Origin of the sequence: Nitrosomonas sp. ANs5 (assembly GCF_050584665.1) — a bacterium.
Lineage (GTDB): Bacteria > Pseudomonadota > Gammaproteobacteria > Burkholderiales > Nitrosomonadaceae > Nitrosomonas.
This window is the reverse complement of the sequence record NZ_JBEUDO010000030.1, coordinates 18,661-36,220: the sequence shown is the minus strand read 5'-3', so window position 1 is coordinate 36,220 and position 17,560 is coordinate 18,661. Positions and strand designations below refer to the sequence as shown.

14 protein-coding genes are annotated in these 17,560 nt (G+C 54.1%); 6 read left to right on the top strand and 8 right to left on the bottom strand.

What is annotated here, in order from left to right:
- Positions 1-199: 199 nt before the first annotated feature.
- The 4 genes from ABTW62_RS08690 to folE2 all read left to right on the top strand — a co-directional run bounded on the left by ABTW62_RS08690 (position 200) and on the right by folE2 (position 4,604).
- Positions 200-469, top strand: a complete 270-nt coding sequence (locus ABTW62_RS08690; protein WP_430904189.1) for an exodeoxyribonuclease VII small subunit — start codon at positions 200-202, stop codon at positions 467-469.
- A complete protein-coding gene (locus ABTW62_RS08685; protein ID WP_430904190.1) occupies positions 459-1,352 on the top strand; it encodes a polyprenyl synthetase family protein in 894 nt (297 codons plus the stop codon). The genes ABTW62_RS08690 and ABTW62_RS08685 overlap by 11 nt, the downstream gene beginning before the upstream one ends.
- A gap of 59 nt (positions 1,353-1,411) precedes the next feature.
- Entirely contained in the window at positions 1,412-3,259 is a 1,848-nt protein-coding gene (gene dxs, locus ABTW62_RS08680) for a 1-deoxy-D-xylulose-5-phosphate synthase (RefSeq protein ID WP_430904188.1), read from the top strand.
- Positions 3,260-3,797: 538 nt separating this feature from the next.
- The gene (folE2, locus tag ABTW62_RS08675; protein ID WP_430904187.1) at positions 3,798-4,604 is read left to right on the top strand and encodes a GTP cyclohydrolase FolE2; all 807 of its coding nucleotides are present in this window, start codon (positions 3,798-3,800) and stop codon (positions 4,602-4,604) included.
- A gap of 380 nt (positions 4,605-4,984) precedes the next feature.
- Here the strand turns inward: folE2 and ABTW62_RS08670 are convergent, their stop codons facing one another.
- Positions 4,985-6,205: a glucose-1-phosphate adenylyltransferase gene (locus ABTW62_RS08670; RefSeq protein WP_430904186.1), complete on the bottom strand. Its 1,221-nt coding sequence runs from the start codon at positions 6,203-6,205 to the stop codon at positions 4,985-4,987.
- 35 nt (positions 6,206-6,240) lie between these two features.
- Here ABTW62_RS08670 and ABTW62_RS08665 point away from each other — a divergent pair, with 35 nt between their 5' ends.
- Positions 6,241-6,384: a hypothetical protein gene (locus tag ABTW62_RS08665; RefSeq protein WP_430904185.1), complete on the top strand. Its 144-nt coding sequence runs from the start codon at positions 6,241-6,243 to the stop codon at positions 6,382-6,384.
- A gap of 616 nt (positions 6,385-7,000) precedes the next feature.
- Here the strand turns inward: ABTW62_RS08665 and ABTW62_RS08660 are convergent.
- From ABTW62_RS08660 to ABTW62_RS08630, 7 genes are all read right to left on the bottom strand, one after another.
- The gene (locus tag ABTW62_RS08660) at positions 7,001-8,050 is read right to left on the bottom strand and encodes a class I fructose-bisphosphate aldolase (RefSeq protein WP_430904184.1); all 1,050 of its coding nucleotides are present in this window, start codon (positions 8,048-8,050) and stop codon (positions 7,001-7,003) included.
- Positions 8,051-8,599: 549 nt separating this feature from the next.
- Positions 8,600-10,000: a siroheme synthase CysG gene (gene cysG / locus ABTW62_RS08655; RefSeq protein ID WP_430904183.1), complete on the bottom strand. Its 1,401-nt coding sequence runs from the start codon at positions 9,998-10,000 to the stop codon at positions 8,600-8,602.
- A gap of 283 nt (positions 10,001-10,283) precedes the next feature.
- Positions 10,284-11,303, bottom strand: a complete 1,020-nt coding sequence (locus ABTW62_RS08650) for a PstS family phosphate ABC transporter substrate-binding protein (RefSeq protein WP_430904182.1) — start codon at positions 11,301-11,303, stop codon at positions 10,284-10,286.
- A gap of 257 nt (positions 11,304-11,560) precedes the next feature.
- Complete coding sequence (gene glmM / locus ABTW62_RS08645; protein ID WP_430904181.1) at positions 11,561-12,928, bottom strand: phosphoglucosamine mutase; 1,368 nt, start codon at positions 12,926-12,928, stop codon at positions 11,561-11,563.
- Positions 12,929-13,343: 415 nt separating this feature from the next.
- Positions 13,344-14,156: a dihydropteroate synthase gene (folP, locus tag ABTW62_RS08640; protein ID WP_430904180.1), complete on the bottom strand. Its 813-nt coding sequence runs from the start codon at positions 14,154-14,156 to the stop codon at positions 13,344-13,346.
- Between the two features lie 230 nt (positions 14,157-14,386).
- Positions 14,387-16,303, bottom strand: a complete 1,917-nt coding sequence (gene ftsH / locus ABTW62_RS08635; RefSeq protein ID WP_430904179.1) for an ATP-dependent zinc metalloprotease FtsH — start codon at positions 16,301-16,303, stop codon at positions 14,387-14,389.
- Positions 16,304-16,541: 238 nt separating this feature from the next.
- On the bottom strand, positions 16,542-17,165 hold the full coding sequence (locus ABTW62_RS08630) for an RlmE family RNA methyltransferase (RefSeq protein ID WP_430904178.1): 624 nt from the start codon (positions 17,163-17,165) through the stop codon (positions 16,542-16,544).
- Positions 17,166-17,200: 35 nt separating this feature from the next.
- Between ABTW62_RS08630 and yhbY the strand changes: the two genes are divergently transcribed.
- A complete protein-coding gene (gene yhbY / locus ABTW62_RS08625; RefSeq protein WP_430904177.1) occupies positions 17,201-17,560 on the top strand; it encodes a ribosome assembly RNA-binding protein YhbY in 360 nt (119 codons plus the stop codon).

The following is a 17,560-nucleotide window of genomic DNA, read 5'->3' as shown; positions in this document are numbered from 1 at the left end:
TCCGTCAGCCCGAATATATGGCTTGATGGCCCGGGATGTGCCAGGTATTTACCGGTTTGCGCGGGCTGCTGAGGCAGCGGGCGAATCTATGTGTTTGATGATTCTTCATTTTATGATTGACCGAGCGGGGTAAATTGCGTATTTTTGCGGCTTTGGCGCAAAGCAATCGCTATTTCCCGATGTAATGAGCATGGTTGGCATGAAAAAAAAATCCCCTGATCACGAAGCCGTCGCGGCGGATTCTGCCCGCCCGGCGAGTTTCGAAGCTGCCTCGGCCGAGTTGGAAAATATTGTGGCGGCCATGGAAGCTGGCCAGATGTCACTGGAAGACTCGCTTTCCGCGTACAAACGCGGGGTGGAATTGTTACAATACTGCCAGGCTACGTTAAAAGATACGCAACAGCAGATTAAGATACTTGAGGCAGACATGCTGAAAAATTTTTCCACCGTCGAGCATGATGAGCACTGATTTCCAGACCTGGGCGACTGAACGCCTCGCACTGATTGAAACCTGCCTGGAGAACCACCTGCCCGCACGCAATTGCGCACCGGAGCGCTTGCATGACGCGATGCGCTATGTCGTGCTGGGCGGGGGCAAGCGTGTGCGGCCGTTATTGGCATTTGCGGCAGGAGAGCTGAACGGCGCGGATGAAGCGCGGGTCACCCTCGCAGGGGCGGCGGTCGAGCTGATTCATGCCTATTCCCTGGTGCATGACGATCTGCCTTGCATGGATGATGATGTGCTGCGTCGCGGCAAACCGACCTGTCATGTCAAATACGACCAGGCAACCGCCTTGCTGGTCGGTGACAGCCTGCAAAGCCTGGCATTCCAGCTGCTCACGGAGTCCCGCCTGACCGAAGATCCCTATAAACAATTGGAGATGATCAAACATCTCGCATTTGCGGCAGGGTCGCGCGGGATGGCTGGCGGACAGGCGATCGATCTGGATAGTGTCGGCAAGACATTGAGCCTGCCCGAGCTCGAATTCATGCATATCCACAAGACCGGCGCCTTGATTCGCGCAGCCGTCACCCTGGGTGCCAGCTGCGGCGATCACTTGGACGATGCGCAGCTCAAACGGCTTGACCATTTCGCCAAGTGTATCGGCCTGGCATTCCAGGTGGTGGATGATGTGCTGGATGCCGAAGCGACGACTGCGGCGCTGGGCAAGACAGCCGGCAAGGACGCGGAAAACAACAAACCGACCTATGTTAGTATACTGGGTGCAAAACAAGCCCGCGAGCTGGCAGAAGCACTGCAGCAGGATGCCCACCGGGCGCTGGATCAACTCGGATCCGCAGCTTTGCGCTTGAAACAGGTAACCGATTTCATTATACAGCGTAAGTTTTGAGCTTACGCGGCCGGCCTTTACACCATCCGATTTTAGCTACAAATTTTTTCTGAATTTGCATGTATCCATTATTAGACCGCGTCGATACTCCCGCACAGTTGCGCGCACTGAAGCGCAACCAACTGCCGCAATTGGCCAGTGAACTACGGAAATTCCTGATCGAATCCGTGGCAGCGACTGGTGGGCACTTGTCATCCAACCTGGGCACGGTGGAATTGACGATTGCATTGCACTATGTATTCAACACGCCGCATGACCGAATGGTATGGGACGTGGGACATCAGACCTATGCGCATAAGGTTCTGACTGGCCGGCGCGCCGGCATGGCTCACTTGCGCATGCAAGGCGGAGTTGCCGGATTTCCACGGCGGGATGAAAGCGCGTATGATTCTTTTGGGACCGCGCATTCAAGCACTTCCATCAGCGCAGCCTTGGGGATGGCAGTCGGCACACAGATCAGTGGATTGAAACGCCGTGCCATCGCCGTCATCGGTGATGGCGCCATGAGCGCGGGCATGGCGTTCGAAGCCTTGAACAACGCTGGCGTGATGGATGCCAATCTGCTGGTCATCCTGAATGATAATGACATGTCCATTTCGCCGCCGGTGGGAGCGCTCAATAATTATCTGGCCAAGTTGATGTCCGGCCGTTTTTATGCGACTGCACGGCGGGCCGGCGAAAAAATGCTCGGCGTCGTGCCATCGGTGCTGGAGCTGGCCAAGCGCGCCGAAGAGCATGTTAAGGGCATGGTGACGCCCGGCACCTTGTTTGAGGAATTCGGTTTCAATTATATCGGTCCGATCGATGGCCACGATCTGGACGTATTGTGTACCACCCTGAACAACATCAAGCAGTTGGAAGGTCCGCAATTTCTGCATGTGGTCACGCGCAAGGGGAAAGGCTACAAGTTCGCGGAAGAGGATCCGATTCTGTATCACGGTGTCGGGAAATTCGACCCCGAGCAAGGCATCGTATCCAAGGCAGTGTCCAGTAAGCTGGCCTATACCCAGATTTTTGGTGACTGGCTATGCGATATGGCTGCCAAGGATCCGCGTCTGATTGGCATCACGCCGGCCATGCGAGAAGGCTCCGGACTTGTCCAGTTTTCCAAGGAATATCCCGATCGCTATTTCGATGTCGGCATCGCGGAGCAACACGCGGTGACATTCGCGGCCGGTATGGCATGCGAAGGTATGAAACCGGTGGTGGCGATTTACTCCACTTTCCTGCAGCGCGCATATGATCAATTGATTCACGATGTCGCGATTCAAAACCTGCCGGTCGTGTTTGCCATCGATCGTGCCGGGCTCGTTGGCGCGGACGGTCCGACTCACGCCGGTAGTTTCGATCTGACTTATCTGCGTTGCATTCCCAATATGACAGTCATGACCCCTGCTGATGAGAATGAGTGCAGGCAGATGCTCTATACCGCTTTTCAAATGCATACGCCGACGGCTGTCCGTTATCCACGCGGCACGGGTCCGGGTGTTGAGGTCGAGCAGGAAATGACGGCCTTACCGATAGGCAAGGGTGAAATTCGCCGCCAGGGCGAAAGCATCGCTCTGCTGGCGTTTGGCAGCATGCTGGCACCTTGTCTCGAGGCCGCAGAGGAACTGGGGGCGACGGTCGCAAACATGCGTTTTGTCAAGCCGCTGGATGAGGATCTGATCGAGAGACTGGCCGCCGAGCATGAATTGCTGGTGACGGTCGAGGAAAATACCATCATGGGCGGCGCGGGCAGTGCAGTGGTGGAAGCATTGGTCAGCCGTGGGCTTGCGGTCAGAATGTTGCAACTCGGCTTGCCGGATACCTTCCTTGATCAGGGAAATCCCGCGCAAATGCTGGCAGATTGTGGCCTGGACAAGCATGGCATCATCCAGTCGGTGCGGGCGCGGCTTGCTTCGTAATGTCAGTACATTGCGGTGATTCGTGGCCATGCCCGGCATGCACCCTATAAATCACCACAGGTCCCGTCCTCATGATCATGGCCGAAGCAGCTGGACTAGGAGGCTGTCCGAGAATAGACTGATCTACTGCGGACGAGCCTGATTGGCCGGATTTTTCGATCCTTTTCGTTAAATAGAACGACTATTCGCCTCAAATGATCGGAAAATCCAACTCAACTAGCCTCGCCCTCGCTACGATCGCTATTCTCGGACAGTCTCCTAGAACCAATCTGCTGGAAAACAATCTCACAGGGATTGGATTCCATACTGGCATGTATCAGAGAATAAGCGAATAGGGCTGCTTAGTTACCCGTAGCAAGCAGCCGGCAATCATTTCTCGGTTGTCATCGCCACACCATGATCTTTTTGCGCGCGCTGTGCCCTTGTTTCTGAACGGTTCGCCGTGATGGGCATCACGCGTGTTCTCGGAATAGCAATATCCAATCCCGACTCTTGCTAGAATATCGATTCGAAGGCTAGCTCACTGGAAGGAACTCTCATGAATAAACAGGTCGATTTGCCGATTGCCGATGTGCAAAGCTCAATGGATACGCGACAGATTGCCATTGATCGGGTCGGAATCAAGGCGATCCGCCATCCCGTGCGGGTGGCAGACAAGGATGACGGCATCCAGCATACCGTGGCGCAGTTCAATATGTATGTCAACCTGCCCCATAATTTCAAGGGCACGCATATGTCTCGCTTTGTGGAGATACTGAATGGTTACGAGCGCGAGATTTCGGTCGAATCGTTCGAGAGCATTCTGCGTTCCATGGTCGAGCGTTTGGAGTCGGATTCCGGGCATATCGAAATGACCTTTCCCTACTTTGTAAACAAGTCGGCGCCAATTTCGGGCGTCAAAAGTCTGCTCGACTATGAGGTGACTTTCATCGGCGAAATCAAGCATGACAGTCAGTATGAATTTACCATGAAGGTGGTCGTGCCGGTGACGAGCCTTTGCCCCTGTTCCAAAAAGATCTCCGACTATGGCGCGCACAATCAACGCTCGCATGTGACCATCGCGGTACGCACCAATAGTTTTGTCTGGATCGAAGATATCATCAGAATTGCCGAAAAGCAGGCTTCCTGTGAGCTGTATGGCTTATTGAAGCGCCCGGATGAAAAGCATGTCACCGAAAGAGCCTACGACAATCCTAAATTTGTCGAGGATCTGGTGCGCGATGTCGCTGAAATACTCAACCGGGATAAGCGTATCGATGCCTATGTGGTCGAATCGGAAAACTTTGAATCGATCCATAACCATTCTGCCTACGCATTGATCGAGCGCGACAAGCGCAAACAATAAAAATCCTGACGCAGCATATGATTGCTATGTAAGGAGACATTTTTTGTGAACAACGACGTATCGTGACGAACTATGGATTTTTAGAGGTGCCCCCTATTTGCTTTCTGGTGATATGAGTCGGTACCAAAGGGGCATATGCCAGTCAGGTCCATTCGCGTGGCTGAAGCCCTGCAAACCTAGGAGGCTGTCCGAGAGGCTGATCTACTGTGGACGAGCCTGATTGGTCGGATTTTACGATCCTTTTCGTTAAATAGAACGAACTATTCGCCTCAAATGATCGAAAAATCCAACTCAACCAGCCTTGCCCTCGCTACGATCGCTATTCTCGGGTAGCCTCCTAGCCATAATATTTGCACTGCACTTATGAATGAACGGGAGGCTTAGTCCAGTCTACCCTTGGGAATCACGACCAGTCCTCCCGCTGACATCATATAGCGCTGATGGTCCGCTTCCAGATCATAGCCGATGACGGAATTGGCTTTGATGATATTGTCCCGATCGACGATCACCCGCCGAAGCCGCGCGCCGCGGCAGATCTTCACGTGATCCATTATGATGCACTTCTCCAGTTCGATACCGGGTTCGAGTACCACCTCGCGTCGAATAATGCTGTCGCGGATGGAGGTACTGTTGACGATGGAGGCCGCACCGATCTGACTGTTGTCGATGGTGCTGTCGAAGATTGCTGCGGCCGGTCCCTGGTAGCAGCTGGAAAAGATCGGCCATTGCATGTTGAACATATCGAAGCGTGGCTGCAGGCCGAGCAGATCCTGATGCGCCGCGTAATAGGCATCCAAGGTGCCCACATCCCGCCAGTAGCCGGCCTCCTCATAGGATCTGAGACCCGGGATGAGGTTGTCGGTAAAGTCGTAGGCATACAGACGATGGCTGTCTAGCAGCCGTGGCAGTACGTCATAACCAAAATCCGTGTCACCGCGTTCATGCGCCGCCTCCAACACCTCTGCTAGCACCAAGGGATTAAACAGGTAGTTGCCCATGGAGGCAAAAGCATGGGCTGGATCTGATGGCATGGGCTTGCCGCGAACTGGTTTTTCCTCAAAGCCTAGAATCCGGTTCGAATGGTCCACTTCCAGGATGCCAAAATCTGCCGTCTGCCCGACAGGAATCGGCCGGGCCGAGACGGTAATGTCCGCACCACACTCGCGATGGAAGCGTATCATCTGGCCAACATCCATGCGGTAGATATGATCCGCCCCGAACACCGCAACCAGATCCGGGCGGTGGCTGCGAAGCAGTTCAAGGCTTTGATAAACCGCATCGGCCGTACCCTGGAAGCGCTCCCCGATACCACAGCGCTGCGGCGGCACTACCGTGACAAACTGGTCGGGCAGCAGCGGGGAGAGGGTCCAGCTTTTGCGCACATGTTCGATCAGCGACTGGGGCTTGTACTGTACGAGGATATAGATGGATCGAATCCCGGAGTTGACCAGGTTACTCAGTACAAAATCCACCACCCGGTAACGCACGCCGAACGGCACCGCCGGCTTGCAGCGGTCGGTCGTCAGTGGCCGCAGGCGAGTCCCTTGTCCCCCGGCCATGACGAAGGCCACTATTCTTTCCGGATGCCGTCGTTCTTGCATGGATCTCCTTGTCTCGACCGGAGAGGAGGGGGACGGTGGCAGCCAATGCCGTGGTCACTCTCCGCGAATTCGCTTACCAAACGAGACGACGCAAGCTGGTGAGCGGTACAGCAGGACCGGTCATTCGTCAGTACGATGCCGTTGGCCATGACCTAGGAGACTGTCCGAGAAAAGGCTGATCTACTGCGGACGAGCCTGATTGGCCGGATTTTACGATCCTTTTCGTTAAATAGAACGACTATTCGCCTCAAATGATCGAAAAATCCAACTCAACCAGCCTCGCCCTCGCTACGATCGCTATTCTCGGACAGCCTCCTAGGGATCGAAGTCGATCGTCTCGCATTCAATCCTCTTCTATGGTGTGACCAAGAGTATAGGAAAATAAACGCCTTTTATTGGATTTAAATATACGTGAAGCCGAATATTCAGTCAAACTTGCTGCTGAATGAACAAAGAAGCCTTGGATTCTGCTGCAAAGGTGCGGCAGGACTGGAGAAACAAAGGGACGATCAAATTTGACAACTCTGGAGCGCATCGGCCCATTCCATGAGAAAAGCATCCGAGTTGTGCGGGACTGCCGCATCAGGGTGACTGCAGATGCTGAAAAATATCATGCCATTCGCTCCGACTATCAGACGCTTGAAAACTGAATGAGGGCTGTTCTGGTCTGCCTTCTTACAGTCAGTGGTCAGTGGTCAGTGGCGGATGCTGCACTGGGTAGCCGCAACCATTTGGGGTGACCCAGGGCAGAGGAGGGTAAACGAGTTGTCACGGCCATTCGTAACGCGCAAGTTATCAGGCGATCGTGACCTCCTTGGACAAATAAACGTCTTGAATCGCATTCAATAGTTGGATACCTTCTGCAAACGGTTTCTGGAAGGCCTTGCGTCCCGAAATCAGTCCCATGCCGCCCGCGCGTTTGTTGATCACGGCGGTGCGCACCGCTTGTTGCAAATCATCCTTGCCTGACGCACCACCCGAGTTGATCATGCCGACGCGCCCCATATAGCAGTTTGCCACTTGGTAGCGCACCAGATCGATTGGATGATGGGTCGTCAGTTCGCCATAGACCTTGGCGCTGGTTTTGCCGAATTTGAGTTCAGTATAGCCGCCATTGTTCTCCGCCATTTTCTGTTTGACGATATCGGCCTCGATCGTCACCGCCAGGTGATTGGCCTGCCCGGTCAGATCAGCGCTGACATGGTAGTCCTTGTCCTTGGTTTTGAAGGCGCTGTTGCGCGTATAGGCCCATAATATGGTAACCATGCCCAGGTCATGCGCATGCGCGAACGCTTCGGAAATCTCCTGTATCTGACGGCGCGATTGTTCGGAACCATAAAATACCGTTGCACCGACCGCACAGGCGCCCATGTCGAACGCCTGATCTACGCTGGCGAACAATGTCTGGTCGAAGCTGTTCGGATAGGTCAGCAACTCGTTATGGTTGAGCTTGAGTATGAAAGGAATCTTGTGGGCATAGCGCCGGGCCACCATGCCCAGCACACCGAGGGTCGAGGCTACGCCATTGCATCCGCCCTCGATAGCGAGCCGTACAATGTTTTCCGGATCGAAAAACATCGGATTGGGTGCGAAAGAAGCCCCTGCAGAGTGTTCAACACCCTGATCGACCGGCAGCAGCGAAAGATAGCCGGTTTTTGCCAGCCGGCCATGATTGTAAAGCGCCTGCAGATTTCTCAATACACCCGGTTTGCGGTCATTGAGCGCAACGACTCGATCCACAAAGTCTGGTCCTGGTGTATGTAGGCTTTCCTTGGGAATGCCCTGGCAGACGTGACCAAGAAGACTTTCTGCTTCATTGCCGAGTAAACCAATGATATTTGTCATGGGGCCTCCACTGAATGACAAAAATTGCTTGCTGACATGAGGAAATAGGTCTGCGACCCATTCCCGGCTTGATTGTCGCAGGTTTTGCGGCACATCAGTGCATCTTGCGCTTGACCAAGATGCGCGTCAAGCGTCATCGTTCAGGATGGGGAAGGATAGTCCCCCGTAGGGTACGCTTGCGCACCATCACACACCGTCACATATCACCGGGAAGTTTGCTACACATGAGACATGGCAAATCGATGTACAAGTGCGCCCCGCAATGCCGACTTTGATGGGCGCGCCCCAGCCATTCCTCGCCACAATCCCATCCTGGCGAGGTATTTGGCACCCAGGTCAGGTTGGCGTTGGGCTGGATTGCTGCGTTGCGCTCGCAAAGACAGGGCAGTAAAAAATGACCGCCGCACCTACCTTGACTGCCGTCATGCGCGAGGCCCAATGGGCCGCGGCCATCCAGACGCTTTTCGGCGACCATGCATCGCTGCCATGGACATGACGTTGATGAGATGGGGCCAAAATAGAAATTTTCAAACAGCTTCTTATCGCGTTTTACCCAGGCGCGTCGGTCTCGGGATGAAACCAGGCGAGCTTTTGGTGCAGCTTGACCACTTCCCCAACGATAATAAGCGTGGGCGGTTTCAGTGCTGCGGCGGCGACAGCTGCCGGTAAGGTTGTGAGTGTGCCGGTCAGGACACGCTGATTCGGTGTTGTGCCTTGCTGGACAATCGCTGCCGGCATGCTGGCGGGCAAACCGTGGGCGATGAGCTGCCGGCATAATTCTTCCAGTCCCAGCAACCCCATATAAACGACGATAGTCTGGTTCGGGCGTGCCAGCGCAGTCCAGTCCAGCGCGATGCTGTGGTCTTTGAGATGGCCGGTTACGAATATGCAGGATTGGGCATAATCGCGGTGTGTCAGCGGAATGCCGGCATAGCAAGCGACGCCAGAGGCGGCGGTAATGCCCGGCACGACCTGGAATGGGATGCGGTATTGCGACAGTGTTTCGATTTCTTCGCCGCCACGACCGAAAATGAACGGGTCGCCCCCTTTCAAGCGGAGCACACGTTTGCCTTCCAGCGCCAGTTGTACCAATAACGCATTGATCGATGCTTGTGGCATGGTGTGTTGATTGCGGGCTTTTCCAGCATAAATACGGGTCGCATCGCGTCTGACCATGTCGAGTATGGCGGGTGCGACCAGGCGGTCGTAAACGACCACATCGGCCAGTTGCATCAGGCGCATGGCACGGAAGGTCAGTAAATCGGGATCGCCCGGGCCGGCCCCCACCAGATAAACTTCGCCACTTGGTGGCTGGTCGTGTTCCTGTGTTAAGGCGGTAAGGAGATAACGCTCTGCAGCCTGCTCCTGGCCGGAAAAGACCATTTCCGCAAAGGGCCCCTGCAGCATTTTTTCCCAGAACAGGCGCCGTCGTTCCGAATGGGTGAAGTGTTGTTTGACCTGTTCGCGAAATCGGGCGGCGTGGGCAGCCAGCTTGCCGTAGGCTGCAGGGATCAGGGTTTCCAGGCGTGCACGCAGCATTCTCGCCAATACCGGCGAAGCGCCCCCACTGGAAATGGCCACGAGCATAGGCGAGCGGTCCAGGATGGAGGGCATGATGAATGTGCATAAAGCCGGATTGTCGACCACATTGACTGGAATGCCGGCTTGCCTGGCAGCAAGGGAAACCGCCTGATTGGTGGGGTGGTCATCAGTAGCGGCAATCGCCAGTGCCATGTCATGCAAATGGCTGGGATCAAAGGTTGCTGGAATATGTGCGATCCTGCCTGCTTTTGACAGCTGAGCCAATTCATCGTTGAGCGCCGGCGCTACCAGGTTGATGCGCGCACCGGCCTTGAGCAGCAAAGCAGTCTTGCGGGCAGCCACCCCCCCTCCGCCAACGATCAGACAATTCCGCTGCTTCAGATCGAGAAATATTGGCAAATAGTCCATGAATAAACGGGTAGTGCCGGAAATGGCGCCGATTGACTGAACCGAACCTGACCGGGCAGCTCCCAAAGTGCAATGTAAGGGCAGCTATTATCCTGGAAATTTCAGTGGGATGGGCTTGAAAACGGTGCAATTTGGTTCAAAGCACTTTCGCCAGCCGGGTGAACAAGGAAAAAATATATTCGCCATAAAAAGAGCGATCAACCGCGATTTCCGGGCTGATTACATGGTTCACCCGTCAGGCATGGCCGCATAAGCCGGCTTTGGGCGGGCTGGGAGGACAGCGCTATTGCAGTCTTTCGCGTTCGAACAAGTCTTCGATGGTTGCGCCCACGCTCGCTTCGCCACCAAATACCGTTCCCAGTTTTTTCTGGTTCAGGTATTCGAGATTGAGATCATAAAACTTTTTCTCGAGCGGAAAATATTTCACTTCCCTGACCAATTCCGGAGCGTGCTGCATGTAGAAGTTGATGAATTCCCTGACTTCGGGCTTGTCCGCCGCTTGCGCATTGACATAGATGAAAATCGGCCGGGACAGCGGTTGATAGCTGCCGTTCCGGACGGTCTTAGCTGAGGGGAGAACCCCGCCATCGCCGTTATCGATCGCGACAGCCTTGAGCTTCTTCTGATTTTCTATGTAATAGGCGAAACCGAAGAATCCCAGTGCATGCACGTCACTGGCCACGCCCTGAACCAGCACGTTATCATCCTCGGAGGCAGTGAAATCGCCACGACTGGATTTGGCTTTGCCGACAACTGCTTCCGTGAAATAGTCGAAGGTTCCCGAATCGGCGCCCGCGCCAAAAAGCTTGATCTTGGCATCCGGCCAGGCGGGATTGATCTGGTTCCATTTGGTGAGGGTGCCTTGCGCGCCGGGTTCCCATATTTTTTTAAGTTCCGCTACCGTGATCGAGGTTAACCAGTCATTCCTGGGATTGATCGCCACGGTCAGTGCGTCGAATGCAATCGGCATTTCGATATATTGCACGCCAAGTTTCTTGCATTCCTCCATCTCGGAGTGCAGGATGGGGCGGGATGCATTGGTGATGTCTATCTCGTTCCGGCAAAACTTTTTGAAGCCGCCCCCAGTGCCGGAAATGCCAACGGTCACCCGGATCGCGCCCCTTTTTTCGATTTGAAAATCTTCGGCAACAGCCTCGGCAATCGGGAAGACGGTGCTCGAGCCATCGATTCTAACGATAGGCCGGGCATGAAGAGGATTGCTGAGCAGGGTTGCGATGACGAAACCGACAGCAATGGCGGTGATTCCGGTAGAGGTAACGGATTGCAAGAATGATTTTGACATGATGACTATAGATATCTCTAAATAACGAAAAAGTAACGATTCAGTCCGCCTGATTTGATATTACGCTTTGCGCTGTACTACCTGCGCTGCGTTGGAACGGGTGCGCTGATAGCGCGGTGAAATATCAGGGCGTTGAATGGTTATATACGGGAATAGCGAACGCTTATTTGGAGAGGCGACCACCACTCACGTTTGCTGGTCGTTTCGATTATAGGCATCATATGTTACAGAAATGTGACAAAATCAGCGCGTGTGGGTCAACCCCCGGTACCGGCCTGTTCCTGGATCGTCGCAGCGATGGCTTCGGCCCAGTGATCGATTTGTTCAGGCACTTTCCCTTCCACCATTACTCGAATCAACGGCTCGGTCCCGGAGGCGCGCAGCAGAATGCGCCCGTCGCGGCCCAGCGCCTGCTCAGCCGCATCATTACGTGTCCGGACAGCCGGGTTATTCAAGAAATCAAAGCTTCTGGATACTTTGACATTGACCAGACGCTGGGGAAAGAATGTGATGTCGTGCATGAAATCGGCCAGGTGCATGCCGGTCTCACGCAATGCATATAAAACCTGCAAGGCGGAAATGATGCCGTCCCCAGTGGTGTGCTTGTCGCGACAGATGATATGCCCGGAGTTCTCGCCGCCCAAATGCCAGTTATTCTGTTTCAGTAATTCGGAAACATAGCGATCACCAACATTCGCACGTGCGAATGGAATGCCAAGCCCGCCAAGCGCCTGTTCAATCGCGAGATTGGTCATCAGTGTGCCGGCTATGCCGCCTTGCAATGTGCCCAGCCGTTGCCGGTGCTTGGCGATGATATAGATCAGGCAGTCGCCATCATATACCTTACCCTTGGCATCCACCATCATGACCCGGTCGCCATCCCCATCCAGCGCAATGCCAAGATCGGCCTGGTGCTGTAGCACTGCATGCTGGAGTGCGGCAATATGAGTGGCGCCGCATTCGTGATTGATATTGACCCCATCGGGGCTGGCGTAGACCGTGACAACGTCCGCCCCCAGCTCGTGCAGCACATGGCCGGCTACATGGTAGGTCGCGCCATGCGCGCAATCCACGACGATCCGCAATCCGCGCAGATCAAGCTGATAGGGAAAAGTACTTTTGCAGAATTCGATATAGCGGCCGGTCGCATCCCGTAGGCGTTGTACTTTCCCCAGTCTGGCGGAGGGCATCGTTGCAATCGGTTTTTCCATTGCTGCCTCGATCTGAAGCTCCATACTGTCTGGCAGCTTGGACCCGGTCGAGGAGAAGAATTTGACACCGTTATCGTCAAACGGATTGTGCGAAGCGGATATGACCACCCCAGCCTGAATGCGCAAGGCGCGGACGAGATAGGCGATGGCGGGAGTCGGCAGCGGCCCCGATAACAGCACGTCTACGCCCGCAGCCGAGAAGCCGGCCTGCAATGCGGATTCCAGCATATAGCCGGAGATCCGGGTATCCTTTCCGATGAGTACGGTTGGCCGTTCACCCATGGCCAGATGCCAGTCAGCGTCCAGCAATACCTTGCCGGCGGCATAGCCTAAACGCAGAAAGAAATCCGGTGAAATAGGCGCTTCACCGACCTTTCCACGGATACCATCGGTGCCAAAGTATTTTTTCTTCATATCTGCCAGAATCCTCAATTGATCAGGGCTGCGTGTACACCCCAGGTTCATAAAGTCACATGATGTATATTCGGACGATTACACACCAAAGTTTAAGATTATAGGGAATATTATTATCCTTAAAACGCCGGTTGGCCGCTCATTTTTTTATGGCTGGGCAGCCGCATTACTGTGAACCTTGCAGGGGTAACCACGAATGTACACGAATGGTATCGATGAGTTTGCGAGAGATAGTCCGGCTGGTATGGAGTGACGGGGTGCAGGAGGGGAGTTGAGGATTACTAATGCATATGAATTTTGTCTACATCAAAGTTTAGATGAAATACAACCAAAATGATTTGGAAATATTGGTGTGCATTCGTGGTTAAAAATCAATAGTCAGGGGATCTTGCAATTAATTCTACTCTGACCCCTGTTATATAACCGCTTCCAGAACGGAAAGTGCGTCACGGGTGGCTTTGACGTCATGCACGCGGACAATTTTTGCGCCTTTGATTACTGCCAGCAGTGCTGCTGCCACGCTGGCGTGGAGGCGACTGTCAACGGTGTTGCCGGTTATGGCACCCAGCATGGATTTGCGCGATAAGCCAACCAAGATAGGGCATCCGAGTGCCAGCAGGCGATCAAGTTGTTGCAGCAGCGTCAAATTATGTTCCAGCGTTTTGCCAAAGCCAAATCCCGGATCGATTAGGATGCGTTCGGCCGGAATGCCCGCATTGCGGGCAGCGTCAATCCGCTGCGCCAGAAATGCTTGGACTTCAGTGACAACATCCGAGTAATGGGGCGTATTTTGCATCGTCTCCGGCGTCCCCTGCATATGCATCAGACACACCATGGCCGAATTCTCTGCGATGGCTTCCAATGCCCCCGGTGCCTGCAGCGCATTGACATCATTGACCAGGTCTGCGCCTGCACGGATGGCGGCGCGCATCACTGCCGGCTTGGAGGTGTCGATCGAGACCGGGATACGCTTGTGTACAGCAAATTCTATGACGGGAATCACCCTTGACAACTCCTCTTCCAGGCTGACAGGCTGGCTGCCGGGGCGGGTGGATTCACCACCGATATCGAGCATATCGGCGCCTTCCACAATCAGGCGGTTAACATGTTGTATCGCCTGGTCGGTCGTAGCGTATTGTCCGCCATCGGAAAATGAATCCGGTGTGACATTGAGCACCCCCATAATCAGGGGGCGATCGCTTACGAGCATCTGGGTGAGTGTATTCATTCTTGAATCTTCATTTAAAATTTGTACCGCTGAACCATCTTCAGTTTCGGCGCGGTGCATGTGCTATGCACACTGTACGTATTCAGCGGCAGCAGCCATCGTGCACTGGGTGCGTTGATGGACCCTGCCACCGATGCGGAATTATCCTGCTGAAATTTTATATGGCATAAATAAAAAAAGGCCTGTGCGTACATGCGACGCACAGGCCATTCTAGATAGCAAGCATTAGATCAAACTTCTGCTTCCTGAGTCGGGACTTCTGCTGCAGCAGGTTCAGCAGCAGGCTGTTTCTCGTCTTTGGCAGATTTGTCTTTATCTTGCGCCGGAGATTTCGGTGCTTGAGGCGGACGTGGTGGGCGACCCTCCATGATGTCCTTGATCTGGCCGCTGTCGATGGTTTCCCATTCAAGCAGCGCTTGTGTCATTGCCTCGATTTTGTCTTTGTTTTCCTCGATCAGCTTGCGTGCGAGTGCATATTGCTCATCGACGATACGCCGAATCTCGATATCCACTTTCTGCATGGTCGCTTCACTCAGATTTTTGTGCGTGGTGACCGAGCGGCCGAGGAAAACCTCGCCTTCGTTTTCACCATAGACCATGGGCCCCAGTGCATCGGACATCCCCCATTGTGTGACCATTCTGCGGGCCGTATCGGTTGCGCGTTCGAAGTCGTTGGAAGCGCCCGTGGTCATCTGATGCATGAACACTTCTTCCGCGATCCGGCCACCGAACATGACAGCAAGGGTTTGCAGTATCTGATCACGATCCATGCTGAAGCGGTCCTCAGCAGGCAGTTGCATGGTGACACCCAGTGCACGGCCACGCGGAATGATCGAGACTTTGTGAACCGGGTCGGTTTTCGGCAGCAGATAAGCGACCACCGCATGCCCGGATTCATGATAGGCGGTGTTGCGCCGCTCGTTTTCCGGCATGACGACAGAACGCCGTTCCGCGCCCATCAGGATTTTGTCCTTGGCGCGTTCGAAGTCGTCCATATCAACCAGGCGTTTGCCAGACCGTGCGGCAAACAAGGCAGCCTCGTTGACCAGATTGGCCAGATCGGCGCCCGACATGCCAGGTGTCCCTCTGGCAAGAATGCTGGCTTGCACGTCCGGAGAAATCGGCACCTTGCGCATATGCACTTGCAGAATTTGCTCACGGCCACGGATATCCGGAAGCGGCACGGTGACCTGCCTGTCGAAACGGCCTGGACGCAGTAACGCGGGATCCAGCACATCGGGGCGGTTGGTTGCCGCGATCACGATAACGCCCATATTGCCTTCGAACCCATCCATCTCGACCAATAATTGGTTCAGCGTTTGTTCACGTTCATCGTTGCCACCGCCCAGTCCGGCCCCCCGTTGACGCCCAACGGCATCAATCTCATCAATGAAAATGATGCAGGGAGCATGTTTCTTGGCTTGCTCGAACATGTCTCTGACCCTGGAAGCACCTACCCCGACGAACATTTCGACGAAGTCGGAACCCGAAATGCTGAAGAACGGCACTTTTGCCTCGCCGGCAATCGCACGCGCCAGCAGGGTTTTACCGGTACCGGGATTGCCGCACATCAGCACACCGCGTGGAATGCGTCCACCCAGTTTCTGGAATTTCGACGGATCGCGCAAAAATTCCACCAACTCGGCAACTTCTTCCTTGGCCTCTTCACAGCCAGCCACGTCAGCGAAAGTCACGTTATTGTTTTTATGGTCGATCATGCGGGCCTTGCTTTTTCCGAACGAGAAAGCACCGCCTCCTTTTCCGCCACCTTGCATCTGGCGCATAAAGAAAATCCAGACGGCGATCAGCAACAGCATCGGGAACCATGATACGAGCACGCTCATCAACATGGATGGCTCTTCTTCCGGTTTGGCTTCAACGATGACGCCTGCCCGCAAAAGATCGCTCACCAGCCAGGGATCGGAGGGCGAGTGCGTGATGAAGTGGCGGCCATCGGTTTTTGTACCTTTCAGTGTACGGCCGTCAATTACCACCTTGGCAATTCTGCCCTGGTTCATCTCGTTGATGAACTGTGAATATTCCATCGGCGGCTGTGGCGATTGCCTGGTGGTGAATTGATTGAATACTGTCATCAGTACCAATGCAATCACCAACCATATGGCCATGTTTTTAATCAAATTATTCATAATAGCTCCTCAATATGCTTCTTGACGAAACCTGGTGCATCACAAACACATAGTTTCACTTTTTGCAAGATTATTTTTAGGGAAGCGCTGAACAAGCCCGTCATGGATTGCTTCACTTCTTACAATTTTGACAAATCAAACAGCGTTTCATTTCCTTCGACTGCAAAAAAGCGAAATGCTGCAAACATTCAATGGATAAACCGAATCCAATTGAATGTTTGCTAGCCTTTTTTGCAGTCTAACAGATTATTTTTCTCAGTCCCAGCAAATATAGCTCTTTGCTCCGATCCCGGGAAGCCTTTGGTTTTCTTATGACAACCTTCTCAAAGCTGGTTTGCATCGATTGCCGGAACGCTTCAAAGCTGGCACCTTGAAAGGCTTTGACAAGGAAGTTTTTCCCGGGGTTCAAATGTTCTTGACAGAACAGCAGCGCGAGCTCGGCCAGATACATGGCATGCGCCTGGTCGCTGACACGGATGCCAGTGAGATCGGGCGCCATATCGGAGATGACCAGATCGGCCTGCCTGCCAGCGAGTGCCTGCCTGAGCGCGCTCAACACCTCGTCCTCGCGGAAGTCACCCTGAATAAATGTCACACCTGGTAACGGCTGCATGGGGAGAATATCAAGTGCAAACATATGGCCTTGTTCGCCGACTTGCTCGCGCGCGACCTGTGACCAGCTGCCGGGAGCCGCGCCGAGGTCGACGATCGTCATGCCGCGCGCAAACAGCGCGTCACGTTCGGCGATTTCTTGCAGTTTATAGGCGGCACGGGAACGATAGCCCTCATGCCGCGCCCGCTGGACAAAGCTGTCATTCACATGGGCTTTCATCCAGGCTTTGCTGGTTTTGGCGGGTTTCATCGGGTAGAATCCAATATTTTTCAGAAAGTGGTTTTATGCTTGAACTTGATATGGCACAGCGCCGGTTGCTGACGGCTAACGCGCATCACCTCAATCCGATTGTCATGATCGGCAAGGATGGGTTAACAGCAGGTGTGATCAGTGAACTCGACAGGGGCCTGACCAAGCATGAACTGATCAAGGTCAAGATCCTCGACGATGACCGGGCAAATAGAGCGGCATTGCTCGAACAAATCTGCCAGTCGTTGCATGCGGCACCTGTCAAGCTAATTGGCAAGATACTGATTATATACCGTCCCAAGCCGGAAGAAACAGAAGACACTCCCGCAGCCCAACCGGCCAAGCCCAAGGGACGAAGCAAAAAAACCACCCCCGCCAGACGGCGGCCAGCCTGA

Bases quoted from the DNA above. Each gene is read 5' to 3' on its own strand.
- yhbY (WP_430904177.1), top strand. From the start codon at position 17,201: ATGCTTGAACTTGATATGGCACAGCGCCGGTTGCTGACGGCTAACGCG.
- ABTW62_RS08660 (WP_430904184.1), bottom strand. From the start codon at position 8,050: ATGACAAATATCATTGGTTTACTCGGCAATGAAGCAGAAAGTCTTCTT.
- ABTW62_RS08670 (WP_430904186.1), bottom strand. From the start codon at position 6,205: ATGCAAGAACGACGGCATCCGGAAAGAATAGTGGCCTTCGTCATGGCC.
- ABTW62_RS08690 (WP_430904189.1), top strand. From the start codon at position 200: ATGAAAAAAAAATCCCCTGATCACGAAGCCGTCGCGGCGGATTCTGCC.
- dxs (WP_430904188.1), top strand. From the start codon at position 1,412: ATGTATCCATTATTAGACCGCGTCGATACTCCCGCACAGTTGCGCGCA.
- ABTW62_RS08685 (WP_430904190.1), top strand. From the start codon at position 459: ATGAGCACTGATTTCCAGACCTGGGCGACTGAACGCCTCGCACTGATT.
- folP (WP_430904180.1), bottom strand. From the start codon at position 14,156: ATGAATACACTCACCCAGATGCTCGTAAGCGATCGCCCCCTGATTATG.
- ABTW62_RS08650 (WP_430904182.1), bottom strand. From the start codon at position 11,303: ATGTCAAAATCATTCTTGCAATCCGTTACCTCTACCGGAATCACCGCC.
- folE2 (WP_430904187.1), top strand. From the start codon at position 3,798: ATGAATAAACAGGTCGATTTGCCGATTGCCGATGTGCAAAGCTCAATG.
- ftsH (WP_430904179.1), bottom strand. From the start codon at position 16,303: ATGAATAATTTGATTAAAAACATGGCCATATGGTTGGTGATTGCATTG.
- glmM (WP_430904181.1), bottom strand. From the start codon at position 12,928: ATGAAGAAAAAATACTTTGGCACCGATGGTATCCGTGGAAAGGTCGGT.
- ABTW62_RS08630 (WP_430904178.1), bottom strand. From the start codon at position 17,165: ATGAAACCCGCCAAAACCAGCAAAGCCTGGATGAAAGCCCATGTGAAT.
- cysG (WP_430904183.1), bottom strand. From the start codon at position 10,000: ATGGACTATTTGCCAATATTTCTCGATCTGAAGCAGCGGAATTGTCTG.